Source organism: Paraburkholderia sp. FW306-02-B (assembly GCF_058782725.1).
The window spans coordinates 1,693,569-1,709,276 of the sequence record NZ_JBYSXZ010000002.1 but is presented as its reverse complement, the minus strand read 5'-3'; the positions used below and the strand labels follow the sequence as shown (position 1 = coordinate 1,709,276).

Genomic DNA, 15,708 nt, shown 5'->3' with positions numbered 1-15,708 from the left:
TACAGATAATCGTACAAATCGGCAAACCAAAAATGGCGGTGGAACACGTCGTCTAACCGACAGAGAGCATGCCCGCTAGCGCCCATGCCCGCCACTCAGGCAAACGGCCAGCCTCACTGCGGCAACACCTCCCCCTTCGTCTCCGGCGCAAACGGAATCACGAACAACCCGGCGATAAACGCCAACGCCGTCAACGCCACCGGCACGCCGAGCGTATGCATATGCAGCACGGCCGCCCCTAGCAAAAAGTTGACGCCCGCGCCGACAAACCGCCCGAACGATGTGCAGAACGCAAACGCCGTCGCCCGCACGCGGGTCTCGAACTGCTCCGGCAGCCACAAACTGAACAACGCAAAATTACCGCCGAAAAATCCCAACACGAAGAGCCACGCGATGAACGGCGCAAGCCCATTGGGCAGATAGAACGCCCAGCCGAAACTGCCGGCGATCGACACCGCCATACCCGTGAAGTAAACCGCCAGCGTCTTCTTGCGGCCAATGCGTTCGGCCAGCAGCGGCAACGTGAGACAGCCGAGAATTGTCGCGATCGACAGCAAGCCGGTGGCCAGCGACGCGGTTCTGATTGCATCGTTCTTCGCCATGCCGGCTTTGGTCGCCAGTTGAATCACCGCGGACGGCTCGTACACCGCGCCCGCCCACAAGCCGATGATGGCGATCGTCAGCAGAATGCACGCGACCCACGTGCGGCGCCGGTAAGCCGGCCCGAGAATCTCACTCAACGGTTTGGTGCGCACGGTGCGCGCTTCGGCTTTCTGCCACTTCTCCGACTCTTTCACGCGCAGCAAGATCAGAATCGCCACCACCACCGGCACCGCGCCGGTCAGGAACATCGCGCGCCAGCCGTAATGCACGCCGACCGTGTAATTAAGCGCCGCGGCCAGAAAGAAGCCAGCGTAGTAGCCCGTTTGCAAATAACCCGCGCCCATCTTGCGGCGATCTTCAGGCCACGACTCGGCCACGTACGTGCCCGCCAACGCCCACTCGCCGCCGATGCCGACGCCGGCAATGAAGCGGTAGATGCCGAGCTCCCACACGTTGTGCGACGTCGCGGCGAGCCCGGTAAAAATGGCGAACGTGAAGATCGTGCCGGCCAGCACCTTGGTGCGGCCGAAGCGGTCGGCGAGCGGTCCCCAGATAAACGACAGCCCCCACCCGACCAGGAACAGCGCGAATAGAATCGAACCGGCAAGGCCCACGTTCGCGGGCGTCGCCGCATAGCCCGAGCGCGGCAATAATTCGGTCAAGGCCGGCGTCAACACGAGCGCGTAGATGAACGAGTCCATCCCGTCGAGCGTCCAGCCGGCCCAAGCTCCCCAAAAACCTACGATCTGCGAACGATTGAGCGGCGTGCGACGCCGTGCAACCGACGTGCTGTCGGTCAGTGAATTCATCATGCTCCTCCGGCCCTACAAGTTGGCGTACAGGTGGTACATATCGGGAACAACGGGATGGCGCGCTTGCGATGAAGTTGAATCGCCCTGGGGCAACCACTGCAACGGGCGGTGCCGGCGGCCCGATGGAAAACATTCCGGGTTTGTCCGCCTGTAAAACGCGTCTTTTTATATATAATATTTGATCTTATGAGCGACGCAATCGATGGTTTTCCCCTGGACGCCCCGGCGCACACCCCGCTTCTGCCTGCGGCGGCGCCGCGCGAAAGCACGTCCCGCGTGATCGCGGAGGCGCTGCGCGCGGCGATTGTCGACGGTACGCTGGCGCCTGGCGCGCCGCTGCGGCAAGACGCCATTGCGCGGCATTTCTCCGTCAGCGCCATTCCTGTACGCGAGGCGCTGCGCCAGCTGGAAAGCGAAGGCTGGGCGAAAGCCGCGGTGCATAAAGGCGCAACCGTCGCGCCGCTGTCGGCGGACGAAGCGCGCGAGATCTACGAGATCCGTTCGGCGCTGGAGAGCCTCGCCATCGGCCTCGCGATTCCGAATCACACCGCCGCCACGCTGCGCGAATCCGCCGACCTGTGCCGCGCAGCCGAACGTGAAGCCGACCCGTCGCTGTACGTCACGCGCAACGCCGCGTTTCACATAAGCCTGTATGCGCCCGCCGCCCGTCCGCAACTGGAGGACATGATCGGCGCGTTGCATCGGCGCGGCGAACGGTATCTGCGACTGAAGTTCGGGCTGCCGTCGTACAAGGGCGAATCCGATGAAGAACACACCGCCTTGCTCGACGCGGTGCAACGCCGCGACATTCCGGCGGCTCAAGCGCTGGTGGTCGCGCATTTGCTCGGCACCGGCGATCTGCTCTACCGTTTCCTGACTGAACGCGCGCAGGCGGAAGCCGCGCTAGCGAATCAACCCAAGCCGCGCGCCAGACGCACGCGCACCACCTCCGGGAGCTGAGTCCGCCGATGAACCGATCCGCCGAAGCGTCACCCCCAACCCGTTCATGGACCACGCGCCGCGACGAAAAGAACCGGCGCCTGGCCGCCATTGCATCGTGGCTGGAAGACGGCGTACTGCCGACCCACCGCATCGTCGATGCGCTCGAAATGTTGATTCAACCCGGCGACCGCGTCGCGCTCGAAGGCGACAATCAGAAGCAGGCCGACTTCCTGTCGCGCTCGCTCGCCAAAGTGGATGCACAGAAGATTCACGATGTGCATCTGCTGATTTCGAGCATCAGCCGTCCTGAACATCTGACGCTGTTCGAGCGCGGCATCGCGCACAAGGTCGATTTCTCATTCGCTGGACCACAGAGCCTGCGGGTCGCGCAACTGCTCGAAGACGGCCAGCTGGAAATCGGCGCGATCTATACATACGTCGAGTTGTACGCACGGATGTTCGTCGACCTGACGCCGCACGTCGCGCTGCTGTGCGCGGAGAAAGCGGACCGTCACGGCAATCTGTACACCGGCCCGAATACCGAAGACACGCCGACGATCGCCGAAGCCGCCGCGTTCCGGCACGGCATCGTGATCGTGCAGGTCAATGAGATCGTCGACGAACTGCCGCGCGTCGACATTCCGGGTTCGTGGGTCGACGTGGTCGTGCAGGCTGACCGGCCGTTCGCCGTCGAGCCGCTCTTCACACGCGATCCGCGGCATATCGGCGACTTGCAGGTGCTCACTGCGATGATGGTGATTCGCGGCATCTACGCGCCGTACGGCGTGACGTCGCTGAATCACGGCATCGGCTTCGACACCGCGGCGATCGAATTGCTGCTGCCCACCTACGGCGAATCGCTCGGTCTGAAAGGCAAGATCTGCCGCAACTGGACCCTCAATCCGCATCCCACGATGATCCCCGCGATCGAATCCGGCTGGGTCGACAGTGTGCATTGTTTCGGCAGCGAAGTCGGCATGGAGGCGTATATCGAAGCGCGGCCGGACGTCTTTTTCACCGGCAGCGACGGCAGCCTGCGTTCGAACCGCGTGCTGTGCCAGTTGGCCGGGCAATACGCCGTCGATCTGTTTATCGGCTCGACGCTGCAGATCGACGCGGACGCGAATTCATCGACGGTGACGCGCGGGCGTCTCGCGGGTTTCGGCGGTGCGCCGAACATGGGTCACGATCCACGCGGCCGGCGTCATTCGAGCGAAGCGTGGCTCAAGCTGCTGAAGGATCGAGGGCCGGTTTCGCGCGGCCAGAAGCTGGTCGTGCAGACGGCCGAAACGTACAAGAAAGGCGGCGAGCCGACTTTCGTCGATGAACTCGATGCGATCGCGGTCGGCGCGCAAAGCGGCATGCCGATCGCACCCGTGATGATCTACGGCGACGACGTGAGCCATGTGGTCACCGAGGAAGGCATCGCGCATTTGCACAAGGCCGAAGGCATCGACGAGCGGCGCGCGGCACTGGCCGCGGTGGCGGGCGTGACGCCGATCGGGCTGCGTGCGAAGCCGGAAAAAACGGCCGAGTTGCGCAGGCGCGGCATTGTTGCGTATCCGGAAGATCTGGGCATTCGTCGCGGCGAAGCGAAGCGTTCGTTGCTGGCCGCACGCAGCATCGACGATCTGGTGACGTGGTCGGGCGGGCTTTACGCGCCGCCGGCGCGCTTCAGGAGCTGGTAGCGATGGCACCCGCTGTTTTGCTCGAGCGTGCGGATGGGTCGTCCAGGCTCGCTACGTGCGATGCCTGGCGTGCAACGGCTGAGAACGCTTCCGATGACGCGGATCTTGCCCGGCTTGCCGTCACCGCGCTGATCGAAGAAGCCCAGCTCACGCCGAAACCGGCGCTAGTCGACCGGCGCGGCAGCGGCGCGCATCGCGACCTCGATCTGACCACCATGCTGCGTTCCGCTCATTCGCTCGAGCCAACCTTCGCAGCGCTCGCGCACGCATCGCGGCGGCGTGAACCGTCCGCGGTTTTGCGCGCCGAACTCGCGCAGATCGGCCGCGCGGGCGAAGCGGACATGCTGCGCGCCACCGGCGGAAGCAATGCGCATCGTGGCGCGATCTGGATCGTTGGCTTGCTTGTCGCGGGCGCGTCCGGATCGGGCGGATCTTCATCCTTGCCGGCTGCGCACATCTGCACGCGCGCCGCGCGGATCGCCTGCTTCCCGGATCGCTTCGCCGCGCCCACCGGGAGCCATGGTGAACGTGTGCGTCGGCGCTACCGGGTCGGCGGCGCGCGACGCGAGGCGCAAGACGGTTTCCCGCACGTCATCGACGTCGGCCTGCCCGCGTTGTTAGCAGCGCGCGCCCGAGGCGTCGCCGAAGACGCCGCGCGCGTCGACGCCCTGCTCTCGATCATGGGCTCACTCGACGATACGTGCCTGTTGCATCGCGCGGGCTTGCCCGGTTTGCACGCTGGACAACGCGGCGCGCGCCGCGTCCTCGACGCCGGCGGCAGCTCGAGCGCGGCCGGCCGCGCCGCCCTCGCCGCGCTCGAACACGAACTGCTGTCGCTCAATGCATCGCCCGGCGGCGCAGCCGATCTGCTCGCCGCTACCCTCTTTCTCGACATGCTGGCGCATCACGACGCCGGCGGGAGCTCAATCCCATGGAACATCTGACCTTCGACTATCCGGCGCAACGCGCCGTCACGACCCGCGCGCATGTCGGCGTGGTCGGTTCGGGCGACCTTGAAGTGCTGCTGTCGCCGGCCGATAGCACTGCTGCGTTGACCGCGCATGTGGTCGTGCGCACCAGCGTCGACGGCTATAGCCATATCTGGAAGAGCGTGCTCGACCGCTTTTTCACGCGCTACGACGGCGCCGCGCAAATCGAAATCAACGACTTCGGCGCAACGCCGGGCGTCGTGGCATTGCGGCTCGCGGAAGCCGTCGAAGCCGCCGAAGAGGGAGACGACGCATGAGTGCCGTTGCTACAACAGCGACAACGGCTGCCGCGCCGATGCTGCGCGAAAGCTTCATCGAACTGCCGGCGCGCGAGCGTGCCCGCGCGCTGCTGGATGCGGGCACCTTCCGCGAGTTGCTCGGCCCGTTCGACAGGATCGAGTCGCCGTGGCTGCCGCTGCAAGGCGTCGTCTGCCAGGCGGACGACGGCTGCGTGATCGCGCGCGGCACCATCGACGGTGAACCGGCCGTGGTGGCCGCGATCGAGTCCGCGTTCCAGGGCGGCAGCATCGGTGAAGTGTCGGGAAGCAAGATTGCGGCGGCGCTCGACATGGCCTTGCGCGATTGCGAACGCGGCAAACCGGTGCGGCCTGTGGTGCTGTTCGAAACCGGCGGCGTGCGCTTGCAGGAAGCCAATCTGGGCCTTGCGGTGATCGCCGAGATTCAGGCCGCAATTGTCGCGTTGCGCCGGCATGTGCCGGTGGTCGGCGTGATCGCGGGGATGGTCGGCTGCTTCGGCGGCATGTCGCTGGCGGCTGCGCTGTGCTCGTATCTGGTGATAACCAGACAAGGGCGGCTCGGCATGAACGGCCCGGAAGTGATCGAGCAGGAAGCTGGCATCGACGAACTCGACGCCGGCGATCGCCGGCGCGTGTGGCAGCTGATCGGCGGCGAACAACGGGCGGCGGCCGCGCTCGCCGATCAGTTGGTCGACGATGACGCAAACGCGGTGCGCGCCGCCGTGCGTTCGGCATTCGCGCAGGGACTGCCGGCTGCGCATCGCAGCGAACAGGTCGACACGTTCCTGAACCGTCTTGCGCAGATCGATCCGGCCAGCGTCACGCCTGAAACAATGCGAGCGGTCTATAACCCGCGCAAGGAGCAAGCATGAGCGACACCACCCTGAGCCGCGGCGCGCGCTGGTTCCGTGCGTTGGCCGGAGAACCGTCCGGTAAGGCCCCTGTATGGAGCGGCGATGCCTCCCTCGGCGACGAGACCGCGCGTTTCATTGCGGTCGTCCCCGATCCCGACAACCGCTTTCCGCGCGCGACCGATAACGTCGTCGGCCTCGAACAAGGGTGGCTCCTCGCGCGTGCTGTGCGCGACGCCATCGCACAGGACGAAGCGAGCGGCACGCGCCGCCCGATCGTTGCGATCGTCGATGTGAAAAGCCAGGCGTACGGTTATCGCGAGGAGATGCTCGGCATTCACCTCGCCTGCGCCGCTGCCGTCGATGCCTATGCAACGGCGCGCGCCGCCGGGCATCCGGTGATTGCGCTGATCGTCGGACCGGCGATGTCGGGCGCATTCCTCGCGCACGGCTATCAGGCCAACCGGATCGTCGCGCTCGACGCGCCCGGCACCATGGTTCACGCAATGGGCAAGGAAGCGGCCGCGCGCGTCACGCGGCGCACGGTCGAAGCGCTCGACGCGCTCGGCGAAACCATCGTGCCGATGTCGTACTCGATGGCCTCGTTTGCCAAACTCGGGCTGCTGGACCAATTGATCGAAGGCATCGACGCGGATGCGCCGGATGCGGTGCAGATCGAGCGCGTGCGTCAGGTGTTATCGGACGAGATTCGCCGCGCGCGAGAAGGCCGCCGCGATCTGTCGCATCGATTGGAATCGGCGGCGGCGAAACAGAACCGCGCGGCGTCGATCGAAGTGCGGCGGCGCCTCGCCGAACAATGGGATGCAGTGTGATGCAGGCATGTCCTGCCCCGCCGTTCGCAGCTGGTCGCGCGTTAGATGTCGGGTTAGGTTACGACCCGCGCTGGCGGCCGCATGATCTGCTGCGGCTGCGTCGTTTGCAGCGGTTCGACGGCGAACCGGCGTGGGTGCGGGACGCCTTTGAACGCGCGCCGTATGCAGTCGTGAGACGCGCGCTGGCCGCGGAAGGCTTCGTCGCGATTGGTCTGCGCGGTACGGCGCGGTCGCAGCGCTACGGCACATGGGCGCGCTCGGCCGATATCGAGACCGTGGTGGCGCCAGAAGCCTTGGCGGAATGCCAGCCCGATTCAGAGCGCGGCACATTGGCTGCCTTTGCAGCCTTCGTGGCATTGCAACGCGACATGACCGGCACGCTAGCCGGCTTCATCTGGGGGCCAACCGGCAGCACGGGTTTCGAACTGGCGACGCAGGCGCCCACTGTCACTGCGTCGAGCGATCTGGATCTGTTGATTCGCGCGCCAGCAAAACTCTCACACGACACCGCCGTTCAGATCCTGAACCAGCTGCAAGCTCACGCACAACGCGCCGGCATTCGCGTGGATGCGCAACTCGAAACACCCGCCGGCGGCGTGGCACTCGCCGAGTGGGCAGCGGGCAAAGCACGCGTGATGGCTCGCCATGCACAAGGCCCGCAACTGATTGCCGATCCGTGGGCGCTTGCTCACGGCGCTGACTGATGCTCGCCCTTCTATTTCCCGGTCAAGGCGCGCAGACCGACGGTTTCCTGCACCGTCTGCCGCAGCACCATGCGGTGCGCGAAACGCTCGACGAAGCGTCCCAGGCGCTCGGCACCGATGTACTGACACTCGACACAGCGGATGCGCTTCGTTCTACCGTCGCCGTGCAAGTCGGCTTGACGGTCGCGGGCGTGGCCTTCGCACGCGCGCTCACGCACGAACACCTCACGCCGGAGATCAGCGCGGGCTTGTCGGTCGGCGCCTATGCCGCGGCGGTCAGTTGCGGCGCGGTTCGTTTTGACGACGCACTGCGGATGGTTCGCAAACGCGCTGAATTGATGGAGACGGCATATCCAGCAGGTTATGGTCTCGCGGCCGTGTCGGGTTTGACCGAACACCAACTGGAAACACTCGCCGCGCAACATGCGAGCGAAGACAATCAGCGTGTCTATATCGGCAATGTCAATGCGCCACGTCAGATCGTGATGGCTGGCGCGAATGACGCACTGGATACGTTTATAGAACGCGCGCTGGCGGCGGGCGCGCGCAAGGCAACCCGCCTCGCGGTGAGCGTGCCGTCGCATTGCGAACTGCTCGCGCATGCCACGGACGAGCTGGTTGCGTATGCGCGGGATGTGCCTTTTCGCGCGCCGCACAGCACCTATATCGGCAATCGCGGCGGCCGTCCGCTGTACACGGCGGAGGCCATCCGCGACGATCTCGCGACGAATATGCGCTACACCGTACGCTGGTTCGACGCGCTCAGCGTGATGCTGGAAATGGGCGTCCGCGTGCTGGTCGAAGCGCCGCCGGGCCAAGTGCTGACGGACATCGCGCGCGAGAACTTTCCGGACACCGCTGCGCTGGCCGCGAGCACCTTTTCGTTCGACAAACTGGCCACTACCGTGCGACGGCGCCTCGCGCCCGGCGAGCAATAGCAAAATGGATCATCGCCGCTCGATCAACTGCCGCCCCATCGTCTTCACATACTGGTCGCATGCGCTGCGCGCAACGCGTGACGCCGCCAGCACGCCCACGTCTGCATCGTCGCGGTAATACATCGCGACGGTGATCGGCGGCGGCAGCGGGCGCACCTGCAATTGCCCCAGCTCGCCGCTGTGCAAAAACGGCTCGACGAACAGCGCCGGCACCGCCGCGATCCCATAGCCGTCGCGCAGCAGTTTCACGATCACCGCCACCGACGGCATGCAGGTCACCTGCGTGTCCGCGAGCGGCACGCCGGCGCGCCTGGCAAGTGCCGCCACGATCGCTTCGACGGCGACTTGCGGCGCGGTGCCACGACCGAACGTCAGCACGGGTTTGTGCAACACCGTCTGAACATGTTTCGCGCGGCTGGCCGGAATCAGGTCGCTGCGCGCGATCCAGCGCACCGGATAACTGGCCAGTACGGTCGCGACGATCGACGGATCATCGTCGCCGCTCGTCTCCTCGACCTGGATGACCAGATCCAGTTCGCCCGCGCGCAGCCGCGGCGCCAGCGCGGCGCTCGAATCGACCGTCAGGTCCACCACGATGCGGTTGTATTCGACGTTCAGCATCCGTATGTAGTCCGGCAGCCAGCTATGCACCACCGTTTCGATCACGCCGAGCCGCAGCCGCTTCGTCACCTGGGTTTCGTCTTGCGCGGCCAGTTGCAGCGAGCGCGTGGCCTGCACCACGGAGCGGGCATGCGCGAGCAGCCGTTCGCCATTCGCCGTGAGTTGAAACTCCGCGGCGTCGCGCTCGATCAGCTCGACACCTAACTCCGCTTCGAGCGTCTTGATGCGCAGCGAAATCGCGGCGGGCGTCGCGTGCATCGCAGCAGCGGTCGCGCGAAAACTGCCCAGACGAGCAAGCGTCAGAAACGTTTCGACAAAGCGGGTATTCATTGCATGCGTTCTCCCAACTCTCCCAACAGCCATAAGGTGCACTCAATCATCGCGGCATAACGGCCGCTGTGGCGTTAAGTTTAATTTAACGAAACGCAAGAAAAACTCGCTGGATGGATATTTTTGTCGTTACTAATCTGGGTTGCATCAGTCACCCGTAGCTCACCCGGAGTCCAGCCGTTCATGTCCTGCACGCCATCCGAGTTTCGTCAGCAGATTCGCAGCCGCCGGCTGTCCGGCCCGACTGCCGGCCACTGCGGCGACTATGCGCAAGCCAACCTGGCGATCCTGCCCAGCCAATACGCCGACGATTTCCTGCGCTTTTGCACGCTCAATCCGAAGGCCTGCCCGTTGCTGGGCGTCGGCGAACCGGGCGAGTGGCGCGTGCCCGCGCTCGGCGCCGACCTGGACGTGCGCAACGACGTCCCCGCGTTTTACGTGTACCGCCACGGCGAACGCGTCGAAGAAGTGCGCAGTCTCGACCCACTATGGCGCGACGATCTGGTGGTGTTCGCGATCGGCTGCTCGTTTTCGTTCGAAGAAATGTTGCGGCGCGAGGGCATCCCGCTGCGCCATATCGAACAGCAGGTCAACGTGCCGATGTATCGCACCCGGGAGCGCAACGTACCGGCCGGCGTATTCGGCGGCAACCGCGTGGTGTCGATGCGGCCGATGAAAGCCGCCGACGCGATCCGCGCGATCCAGATCACCAGCCGCTTTCCCGCCGTGCACGGCGCGCCGGTTCACATCGGCGATCCTTCGCTGATCGGCATTCGCGATCTGGCGCGGCCGGACTTCGGCGACGCGGTCGAGGTGCGCGGCGACGAGTTGCCGGTGTTCTGGGCCTGCGGCGTCACCCCGCAAGCCGCGATCGAAAGCGCGCGCCTGCCGTTCGCGATCGCGCACAAGCCGGGACACATGCTCGTCACCGATATACCCAACACCACGCTGGCGATTCTCTAGCCGCAGCGTATTCATTCCCACCACGAGCCGCGCGGCAAGACGCGGCCAACAGCATACGACCGGAGTTCAAGCATGGAAACCGAAGCGCAGTTAGCCGCAGACGCCGAGCGCTACGAAGCACCCGGCAAAGGGAAAGACCCGTTCGCCTGGTATCGGCAGATCTCCGCCAGCGAGAAACGCGCGTTCTGGAGCTGCAAGATCGGCTACGTGCTCGATGCGATGGACACGCAATTCCTGAGCTTCGTGATTCCGACGCTGATCGCCACATGGGGCATCACGCGCGGCGACGCCGGACTGATCGGCACGGTCACGCTGCTGAGTTCGGCCGTCGGCGGCTGGGCGGCCGGCGTGCTGTCGGATCGCATCGGCCGGGTGAAGACCCTGCAGATCACGATCCTGTGGTTCGCGATCTTCACGCTGGCTTGCGCGCTGGCGCAGAGCTTCTCGCAATTGCTGTGGGCGCGCGGCTTGATGGGTCTCGGCTTCGGCGGCGAGTGGACGGCGGGTGCGGTATTGATCGGCGAAGTGATTCGTGCGCGTGATCGCGGCAAGGCTGTCGGTCTGGTGCAGGCCGGCTGGGCGATCGGCTGGGGCGTGTCGACGCTGCTGTTCATGGCCGTGTTCTCGCTCGTGCCGGCCGATTACGCGTGGCGTGTGCTGTTCGCAATCGGCATTGCGCCGGCGCCGTTCGTGATCTGGATCCGGCGCTTTGTCGAAGAACCGGCGGTGCACCAGCAGCAGAAAGAGGCGCAGGCGGCAACGCAAACGCGCACTTCCTTGCTCGATATCTTCCGCGCCGATATTGTCTGGACCACGCTGCGCGCATCCATTCTTGCAACCGGCGTGCAAGGCGGTTACTACGCGGTGACCACGTGGCTGCCGACCTATCTGAAAACTGAGCGGCATCTGAGCGTGATCGGTACCGGCAGCTATCTGGGCGTGGTGATCGTCGGCTCGTACTGCGGCTATCTGACGGGCGCCTACGTCAGCGACAAAATCGGCCGCAAATGCGCGTTTATCGCGTTCGCGCTGGCATCGTGTGCGATTGCGCTGATCTACACGCAACTGCCGCTCGATAACCTGTCGATGCTCGCGCTCGGTTTCCCGCTCGGCTTCTGCGCATCCGGCATTTTCTCCGGCATGGGCGCGTTCCTCACTGAACTGTTTCCGACGCGGATTCGCGGGTCAGGCCAAGGGTTTTGCTACAACTTTGGCAGGGCGGTCGGCGCGACGTTTCCGTTCCTGATCGGTTACGTGTCGCAGACAATGACGCTTGGTCACGCGATCGGGGTGTTTGCCGCGGCGGCCTACGGCGTGGTGATCCTCGCCGCGTTGACGTTGCCCGAAACCAAAGGACGTCAACTGAGCGCGTGAGACGCGGCGGCTTGCGCTACTACAACGCCTGCTCCGGCGCGCGTCCGATCGCATGCGAGTCGGACGCCGCCACGTCGCCACGGCCCTGCCCACGCTCGCGGCCAGGCGTCACGACCGCGCCCGTACCACCGGGCCGCCGCACCGATTTTGCGTGCCGCTCGATCAGCCGCTGCAGCAGGCAGAACGCGCACAGCAACGCGCCGATCACGATGCGGGTCCACCACGAGCTGAGCGTGCCGTCGAAGGTAATCAGTGTCTGGATCGTACCGAGAATGCCGACACCGAACAGCGAGCCGATCACATAGCCGACGCCGCCCGTCAACAAAGTGCCGCCGATTACCGTCGCCGCGATCGCGTCGAGCTCCATGCCCTGCCCCTGCAGGCCATAACCCGACAGCACATAGAAAGTGAACACCGCGCCGCCTAGCGCCGAACAGAACCCGCTCAGCGCATACACGCCAATCCTCGTACGCGCGACCGGCAAGCCCATCAGCAACGCCGAGCGCGCATTGCCGCCGATCGCATACACGTTGCGGCCAAAGCGCGTGAAATGCGCGACATAGATCGCCGCGACCAGCGTGACGAATGCGATCAGCACGTTGGCCGTGACCGAACCGATGCCGATGTCGAGGCGGAACGCCGAGATCTTCTGGAACGTCGGATCGGTGATGGTGATCGACTGCGTCGTGATCAGGAAGCACAGGCCGCGCGCGAAGAACATGCCGGCCAGCGTGACGATGAACGCCTGCAAGCGGAAGAAGTGAATCAGCGCCCCCTGCACCGCGCCGAACACGGTGCCCATCAGCAACACGATCGGCACGATCAGCCAGACCGGCAGATGCATGTGCTCGGACAGCACGGCTTCGACAATCGTGGTCAACGCCACCACCGAGCCCACCGACAGATCGATCCCGCCGGACACGATCACAAAAGTCATGCCGATCGCGACGATCAGCAGGAACGCGTTGTCGACCAGCAAATCGAGCAGCACTTGCCACGAGAAAAATCCGGTGTACATCACCGAGCCGAAACCGAACAGCGCGCAGAACAGCAAAATCGTCACCGCGATCGGCAGCGTGCGCGGATCGACGATATGGGCACACGCCTCAAGAAGCCGTCTCATCGCGCCACCCCGTGCTGCGTGACAAGCGACATGGCCAGTGCTCGCGCCGACGGCGACTGGATCACACTCACGGCAAGCACCACGGCCGCCTTGACAACGAGCGTCGCTTCCGGTGGCACGCCGATCGAATAAGTGGTGTAAGTGAGCGTCTGGATGATCAGCGCGCCGAGCACGGTGCCCGCGAGACTGAAGCGGCCACCGAGCAGCGAGGTGCCGCCGAGCGTCACCGCCAGGATCGCATCGAGTTCGAGCAGCAGCCCGGCGTTGTTGCCGTCGGCACTGCGCACGTTCGAGCTGATGAGGATGCCCGCCATCGATGCGGTCAATCCCGAGAAGCCGTACACCGCGAACACGAGCGCTTTCGAGCGCAAGCCGACAAGGCGCGTCGCCACCGGATTCACGCCGATCGCGCGGATGAAAAGCCCAAGCGCGGTGCCTTCGACGAGCACCGCGGTAGCCAGCACGGCAGCGCTCGCGATCCACACCGAACACGGCACGCCCAGCCAGTAACCACCGCCGACCAACAGGTAGCCCGGCGCGCCGATCGGAATGATCTGCCCGGCCGTCAGCAATTGCGCGACGCCACGGCCCGCAACCATCAGAATCAACGTTGCGATGATCGGCTGCATGCCAACGAACGAGACCAGCAGCCCGTTCCACATCCCGCTCAGCACGCCGACGATCAACGCCGCCACCAACGCTTGCGCGATCAGCCCGGCACTCGGTGCGGGCTGCGTCGCCAGGATCGTCGCCGCTGCGGCGCCGGCAATCGCCACTACCGCACCGACCGAAATGTCGATGCCGCGAGTCGCGATCACGAGCGTCATGCCGGTGGCGACGAGCACCAGCGGCGCGGCGCGATTCAATACGTCGATCGGCGCGCCGAACAGATGGCCGTCGAGCATGCGCAGTGACAGAAAATGCGGATTCACCCACAGGTTCAAGCCGCACAACAGCACCAGCGTCACGCACGGCCAGATCAACGGACGCTCCGCGCCGTCGCGCACGAACCAGTTCGATAGCTTCATTCGCCGCTCCCCGCGATGAGTCGATAGATGTTGTCTTCGTTCGAGGCTTGACCGGCCACCTCCGCGATCTTGCGGCGATCGCGCAAGACCACCACGCGATGACTGACCCGCAGCACCTCGCTGATCTCCGACGAAATGAACAGAATGCTCAAGCCGTTCGCGCACAGCGCCAGCAAACGATCCATGATGTCGAACTTGGCGGCGACGTCGATGCCGCGGGTGGGCTCGTCGAGAATCAGCAGCTTGGGGTTGGTGGCGAGCCAGCGCGCCAGTAAGGCCTTTTGCTGATTGCCGCCGGAGAGAAGGCCGATCGGCTGTTCAGCGTCCGTTGCCTTGATGCCGAGCCGTTCGATCCACATGTCGGCCAGTTCGCGCGCGCGATTCCGGCTGATTTTGCGCAACCAGCCACGCCGCGCTTGCAACGCCAGCAGGATGTTCTCGCGAATCGACAGCTCGGCGACAATGCCCTCCTTCTTGCGATCCTCCGCGCAGTAGCCGATGCCGTGACGGACCGCATCGCGCGGCGAACGCAGCCGCACGGCGCGGCCTTCGATCACGATCGTGCCGCTGTCGGCGCGGTCCGCGCCGAACAGCAGCCGCGCGGTCTCCGTGCGGCCCGAGCCGAGCAAACCGGCGAGACCCAGGATCTGGCCCGGCTGCACGTCGAAATCGATCGGCTGCAGCGTGCCGCGCCGTCCAACACCGCGCAGTTCGACGAACGGCTGCACAGCCTGCCTGCTCGCCGGCCCTTCGTGTACCTCGTGTACCTCGTGTCCTTCGTGCGCCGCTTCGCGTAGCCGCGCGCTCATGCGCTCGTGGCCGACCATCTTCGCGACCAGTTGATCGGCGGACAAATCGCGCGCGAGATATTCGCCTTCGCGTTCGCCATTGCGCATCACCGTAATGCGATCGGAGATGGCGTAGGTCTGCTCGATAAAGTGCGTGACGAACAGAATCGCGATGCCGGATTGCTTAAGATGCCGAAGTATTTTGAACAGCTGGGCGACTTCGCTGTCGTCGAGACTCGAGGTCGGCTCATCGAGAATCAGCACGCGTGCATCGACCGAAAGCGCTCTGGCGATCGCCACCATTTGCTGCACGGCGATGGGATAGGCATCGAGCGATTTGGTGACGTCGAGCGTCACGTCCAGACGGGCGAGCGCGGATTGTGCGCGCCGCTTGATGTCGGGCCAGTCGATCGCGCCGAAGCGCTTTGGCTGCCTGCCCGCGAAAATGTTCTCTGCCACCGACAGGTTCGGGCACAGATTCACTTCCTGATATAGCGTGCGCACGCCGGCTGCTTCGGCCTCCTGCGGCGATGCAAACGCCACGGTGTCGCCGCCGAGCCGGATCGTGCCGGCGTCAGGCGCGACCACGCCGGTCAGCACGTTGATCAAGGTGGATTTGCCAGCGCCGTTCTGGCCCATCAGCGTGTGGATCTCGCCCGGAAACAGCCGGAAGTCGACTCGCTGCAGCGCTTTGACACCTGGATACGTCTTGCTGACCCCGGTGGTCGCCAGTATGGGCTCGCGTTCGTTCGAGGCGATGCCAGCGCTTTCAACTGCGCCGCTGGCTGGCGGATTCGGTTCGGAAGCGGGATACGTCATAGACCTCGCTCGATCGGCGGTGCTTCGGTTCAGCAGGGTCAGTGG

At 65.0% G+C, this 15,708-nt stretch carries 15 protein-coding genes; 10 read left to right on the top strand and 5 right to left on the bottom strand.

Annotated elements, in window-relative coordinates:
- Positions 1–113 precede the first annotated feature (113 nt).
- Positions 114–1,412 (bottom strand): MFS transporter, encoded by a 1,299-nt coding sequence (locus tag AC3WOG_RS28845; RefSeq protein WP_492582483.1) that lies wholly within the window; start codon positions 1,410–1,412, stop codon positions 114–116.
- A 189-nt stretch (positions 1,413–1,601) separates the two neighbouring features.
- On the opposite strand from AC3WOG_RS28845, the gene AC3WOG_RS28840 reads away from it, so the two are divergent.
- The 8 genes from AC3WOG_RS28840 to mdcH are packed head-to-tail and all read left to right on the top strand — an operon-like array spanning position 1,602 to position 8,617.
- On the top strand, positions 1,602–2,375 hold the full coding sequence (locus tag AC3WOG_RS28840) for a GntR family transcriptional regulator (RefSeq protein WP_492582482.1): 774 nt from the start codon (positions 1,602–1,604) through the stop codon (positions 2,373–2,375).
- 8 nt (positions 2,376–2,383) lie between these two features.
- The gene (mdcA, locus tag AC3WOG_RS28835; protein WP_492581226.1) at positions 2,384–4,045 is read left to right on the top strand and encodes a malonate decarboxylase subunit alpha; all 1,662 of its coding nucleotides are present in this window, start codon (positions 2,384–2,386) and stop codon (positions 4,043–4,045) included.
- 2 nt (positions 4,046–4,047) lie between these two features.
- Complete coding sequence (locus AC3WOG_RS28830) at positions 4,048–4,989, top strand: triphosphoribosyl-dephospho-CoA synthase (RefSeq protein ID WP_492581225.1); 942 nt, start codon at positions 4,048–4,050, stop codon at positions 4,987–4,989.
- On the top strand, positions 4,977–5,291 hold the full coding sequence (locus AC3WOG_RS28825) for a malonate decarboxylase subunit delta (protein ID WP_492581224.1): 315 nt from the start codon (positions 4,977–4,979) through the stop codon (positions 5,289–5,291). Before AC3WOG_RS28830 ends, AC3WOG_RS28825 begins: the two co-directional genes overlap by 13 nt.
- Positions 5,288–6,163, top strand: a complete 876-nt coding sequence (locus AC3WOG_RS28820; protein ID WP_492581223.1) for a biotin-independent malonate decarboxylase subunit beta — start codon at positions 5,288–5,290, stop codon at positions 6,161–6,163. Before AC3WOG_RS28825 ends, AC3WOG_RS28820 begins: the two co-directional genes overlap by 4 nt.
- Positions 6,160–6,975, top strand: coding sequence for a biotin-independent malonate decarboxylase subunit gamma (mdcE, locus tag AC3WOG_RS28815; protein WP_492581222.1), 816 nt, complete (start codon positions 6,160–6,162; stop codon positions 6,973–6,975). The genes AC3WOG_RS28820 and mdcE overlap by 4 nt, the downstream gene beginning before the upstream one ends.
- Positions 6,975–7,679, top strand: coding sequence for a malonate decarboxylase holo-ACP synthase (locus AC3WOG_RS28810; RefSeq protein ID WP_492581221.1), 705 nt, complete (start codon positions 6,975–6,977; stop codon positions 7,677–7,679). Before mdcE ends, AC3WOG_RS28810 begins: the two co-directional genes overlap by 1 nt.
- Positions 7,679–8,617, top strand: a complete 939-nt coding sequence (gene mdcH, locus AC3WOG_RS28805) for a malonate decarboxylase subunit epsilon (RefSeq protein WP_492581220.1) — start codon at positions 7,679–7,681, stop codon at positions 8,615–8,617. Before AC3WOG_RS28810 ends, mdcH begins: the two co-directional genes overlap by 1 nt.
- A gap of 9 nt (positions 8,618–8,626) precedes the next feature.
- Here the strand turns inward: mdcH and AC3WOG_RS28800 are convergent, their stop codons facing one another.
- A complete protein-coding gene (locus AC3WOG_RS28800; RefSeq protein ID WP_492581219.1) occupies positions 8,627–9,568 on the bottom strand; it encodes a LysR family transcriptional regulator in 942 nt (313 codons plus the stop codon).
- Between the two features lie 183 nt (positions 9,569–9,751).
- On the opposite strand from AC3WOG_RS28800, the gene AC3WOG_RS28795 reads away from it, so the two are divergent.
- A complete protein-coding gene (locus AC3WOG_RS28795; protein WP_492581218.1) occupies positions 9,752–10,531 on the top strand; it encodes a putative hydro-lyase in 780 nt (259 codons plus the stop codon).
- A 72-nt stretch (positions 10,532–10,603) separates the two neighbouring features.
- A complete protein-coding gene (locus AC3WOG_RS28790) occupies positions 10,604–11,905 on the top strand; it encodes an MFS transporter (RefSeq protein WP_492581217.1) in 1,302 nt (433 codons plus the stop codon).
- 19 nt (positions 11,906–11,924) lie between these two features.
- On the opposite strand, the gene yjfF is transcribed toward AC3WOG_RS28790, so the two are convergent.
- Genes yjfF through AC3WOG_RS28775 form a run of 3 tightly spaced genes read right to left on the bottom strand, consistent with a single transcriptional unit; the run spans position 11,925 to position 15,663 of the window.
- Complete coding sequence (yjfF, locus tag AC3WOG_RS28785; RefSeq protein WP_492581216.1) at positions 11,925–13,028, bottom strand: galactofuranose ABC transporter, permease protein YjfF; 1,104 nt, start codon at positions 13,026–13,028, stop codon at positions 11,925–11,927.
- Positions 13,025–14,056, bottom strand: coding sequence for an ABC transporter permease (locus AC3WOG_RS28780; protein WP_492581215.1), 1,032 nt, complete (start codon positions 14,054–14,056; stop codon positions 13,025–13,027). Before AC3WOG_RS28780 ends, yjfF begins: the two co-directional genes overlap by 4 nt.
- On the bottom strand, positions 14,053–15,663 hold the full coding sequence (locus tag AC3WOG_RS28775; protein ID WP_492581214.1) for a sugar ABC transporter ATP-binding protein: 1,611 nt from the start codon (positions 15,661–15,663) through the stop codon (positions 14,053–14,055). Before AC3WOG_RS28775 ends, AC3WOG_RS28780 begins: the two co-directional genes overlap by 4 nt.
- Positions 15,664–15,708: the final 45 nt, after the last annotated feature.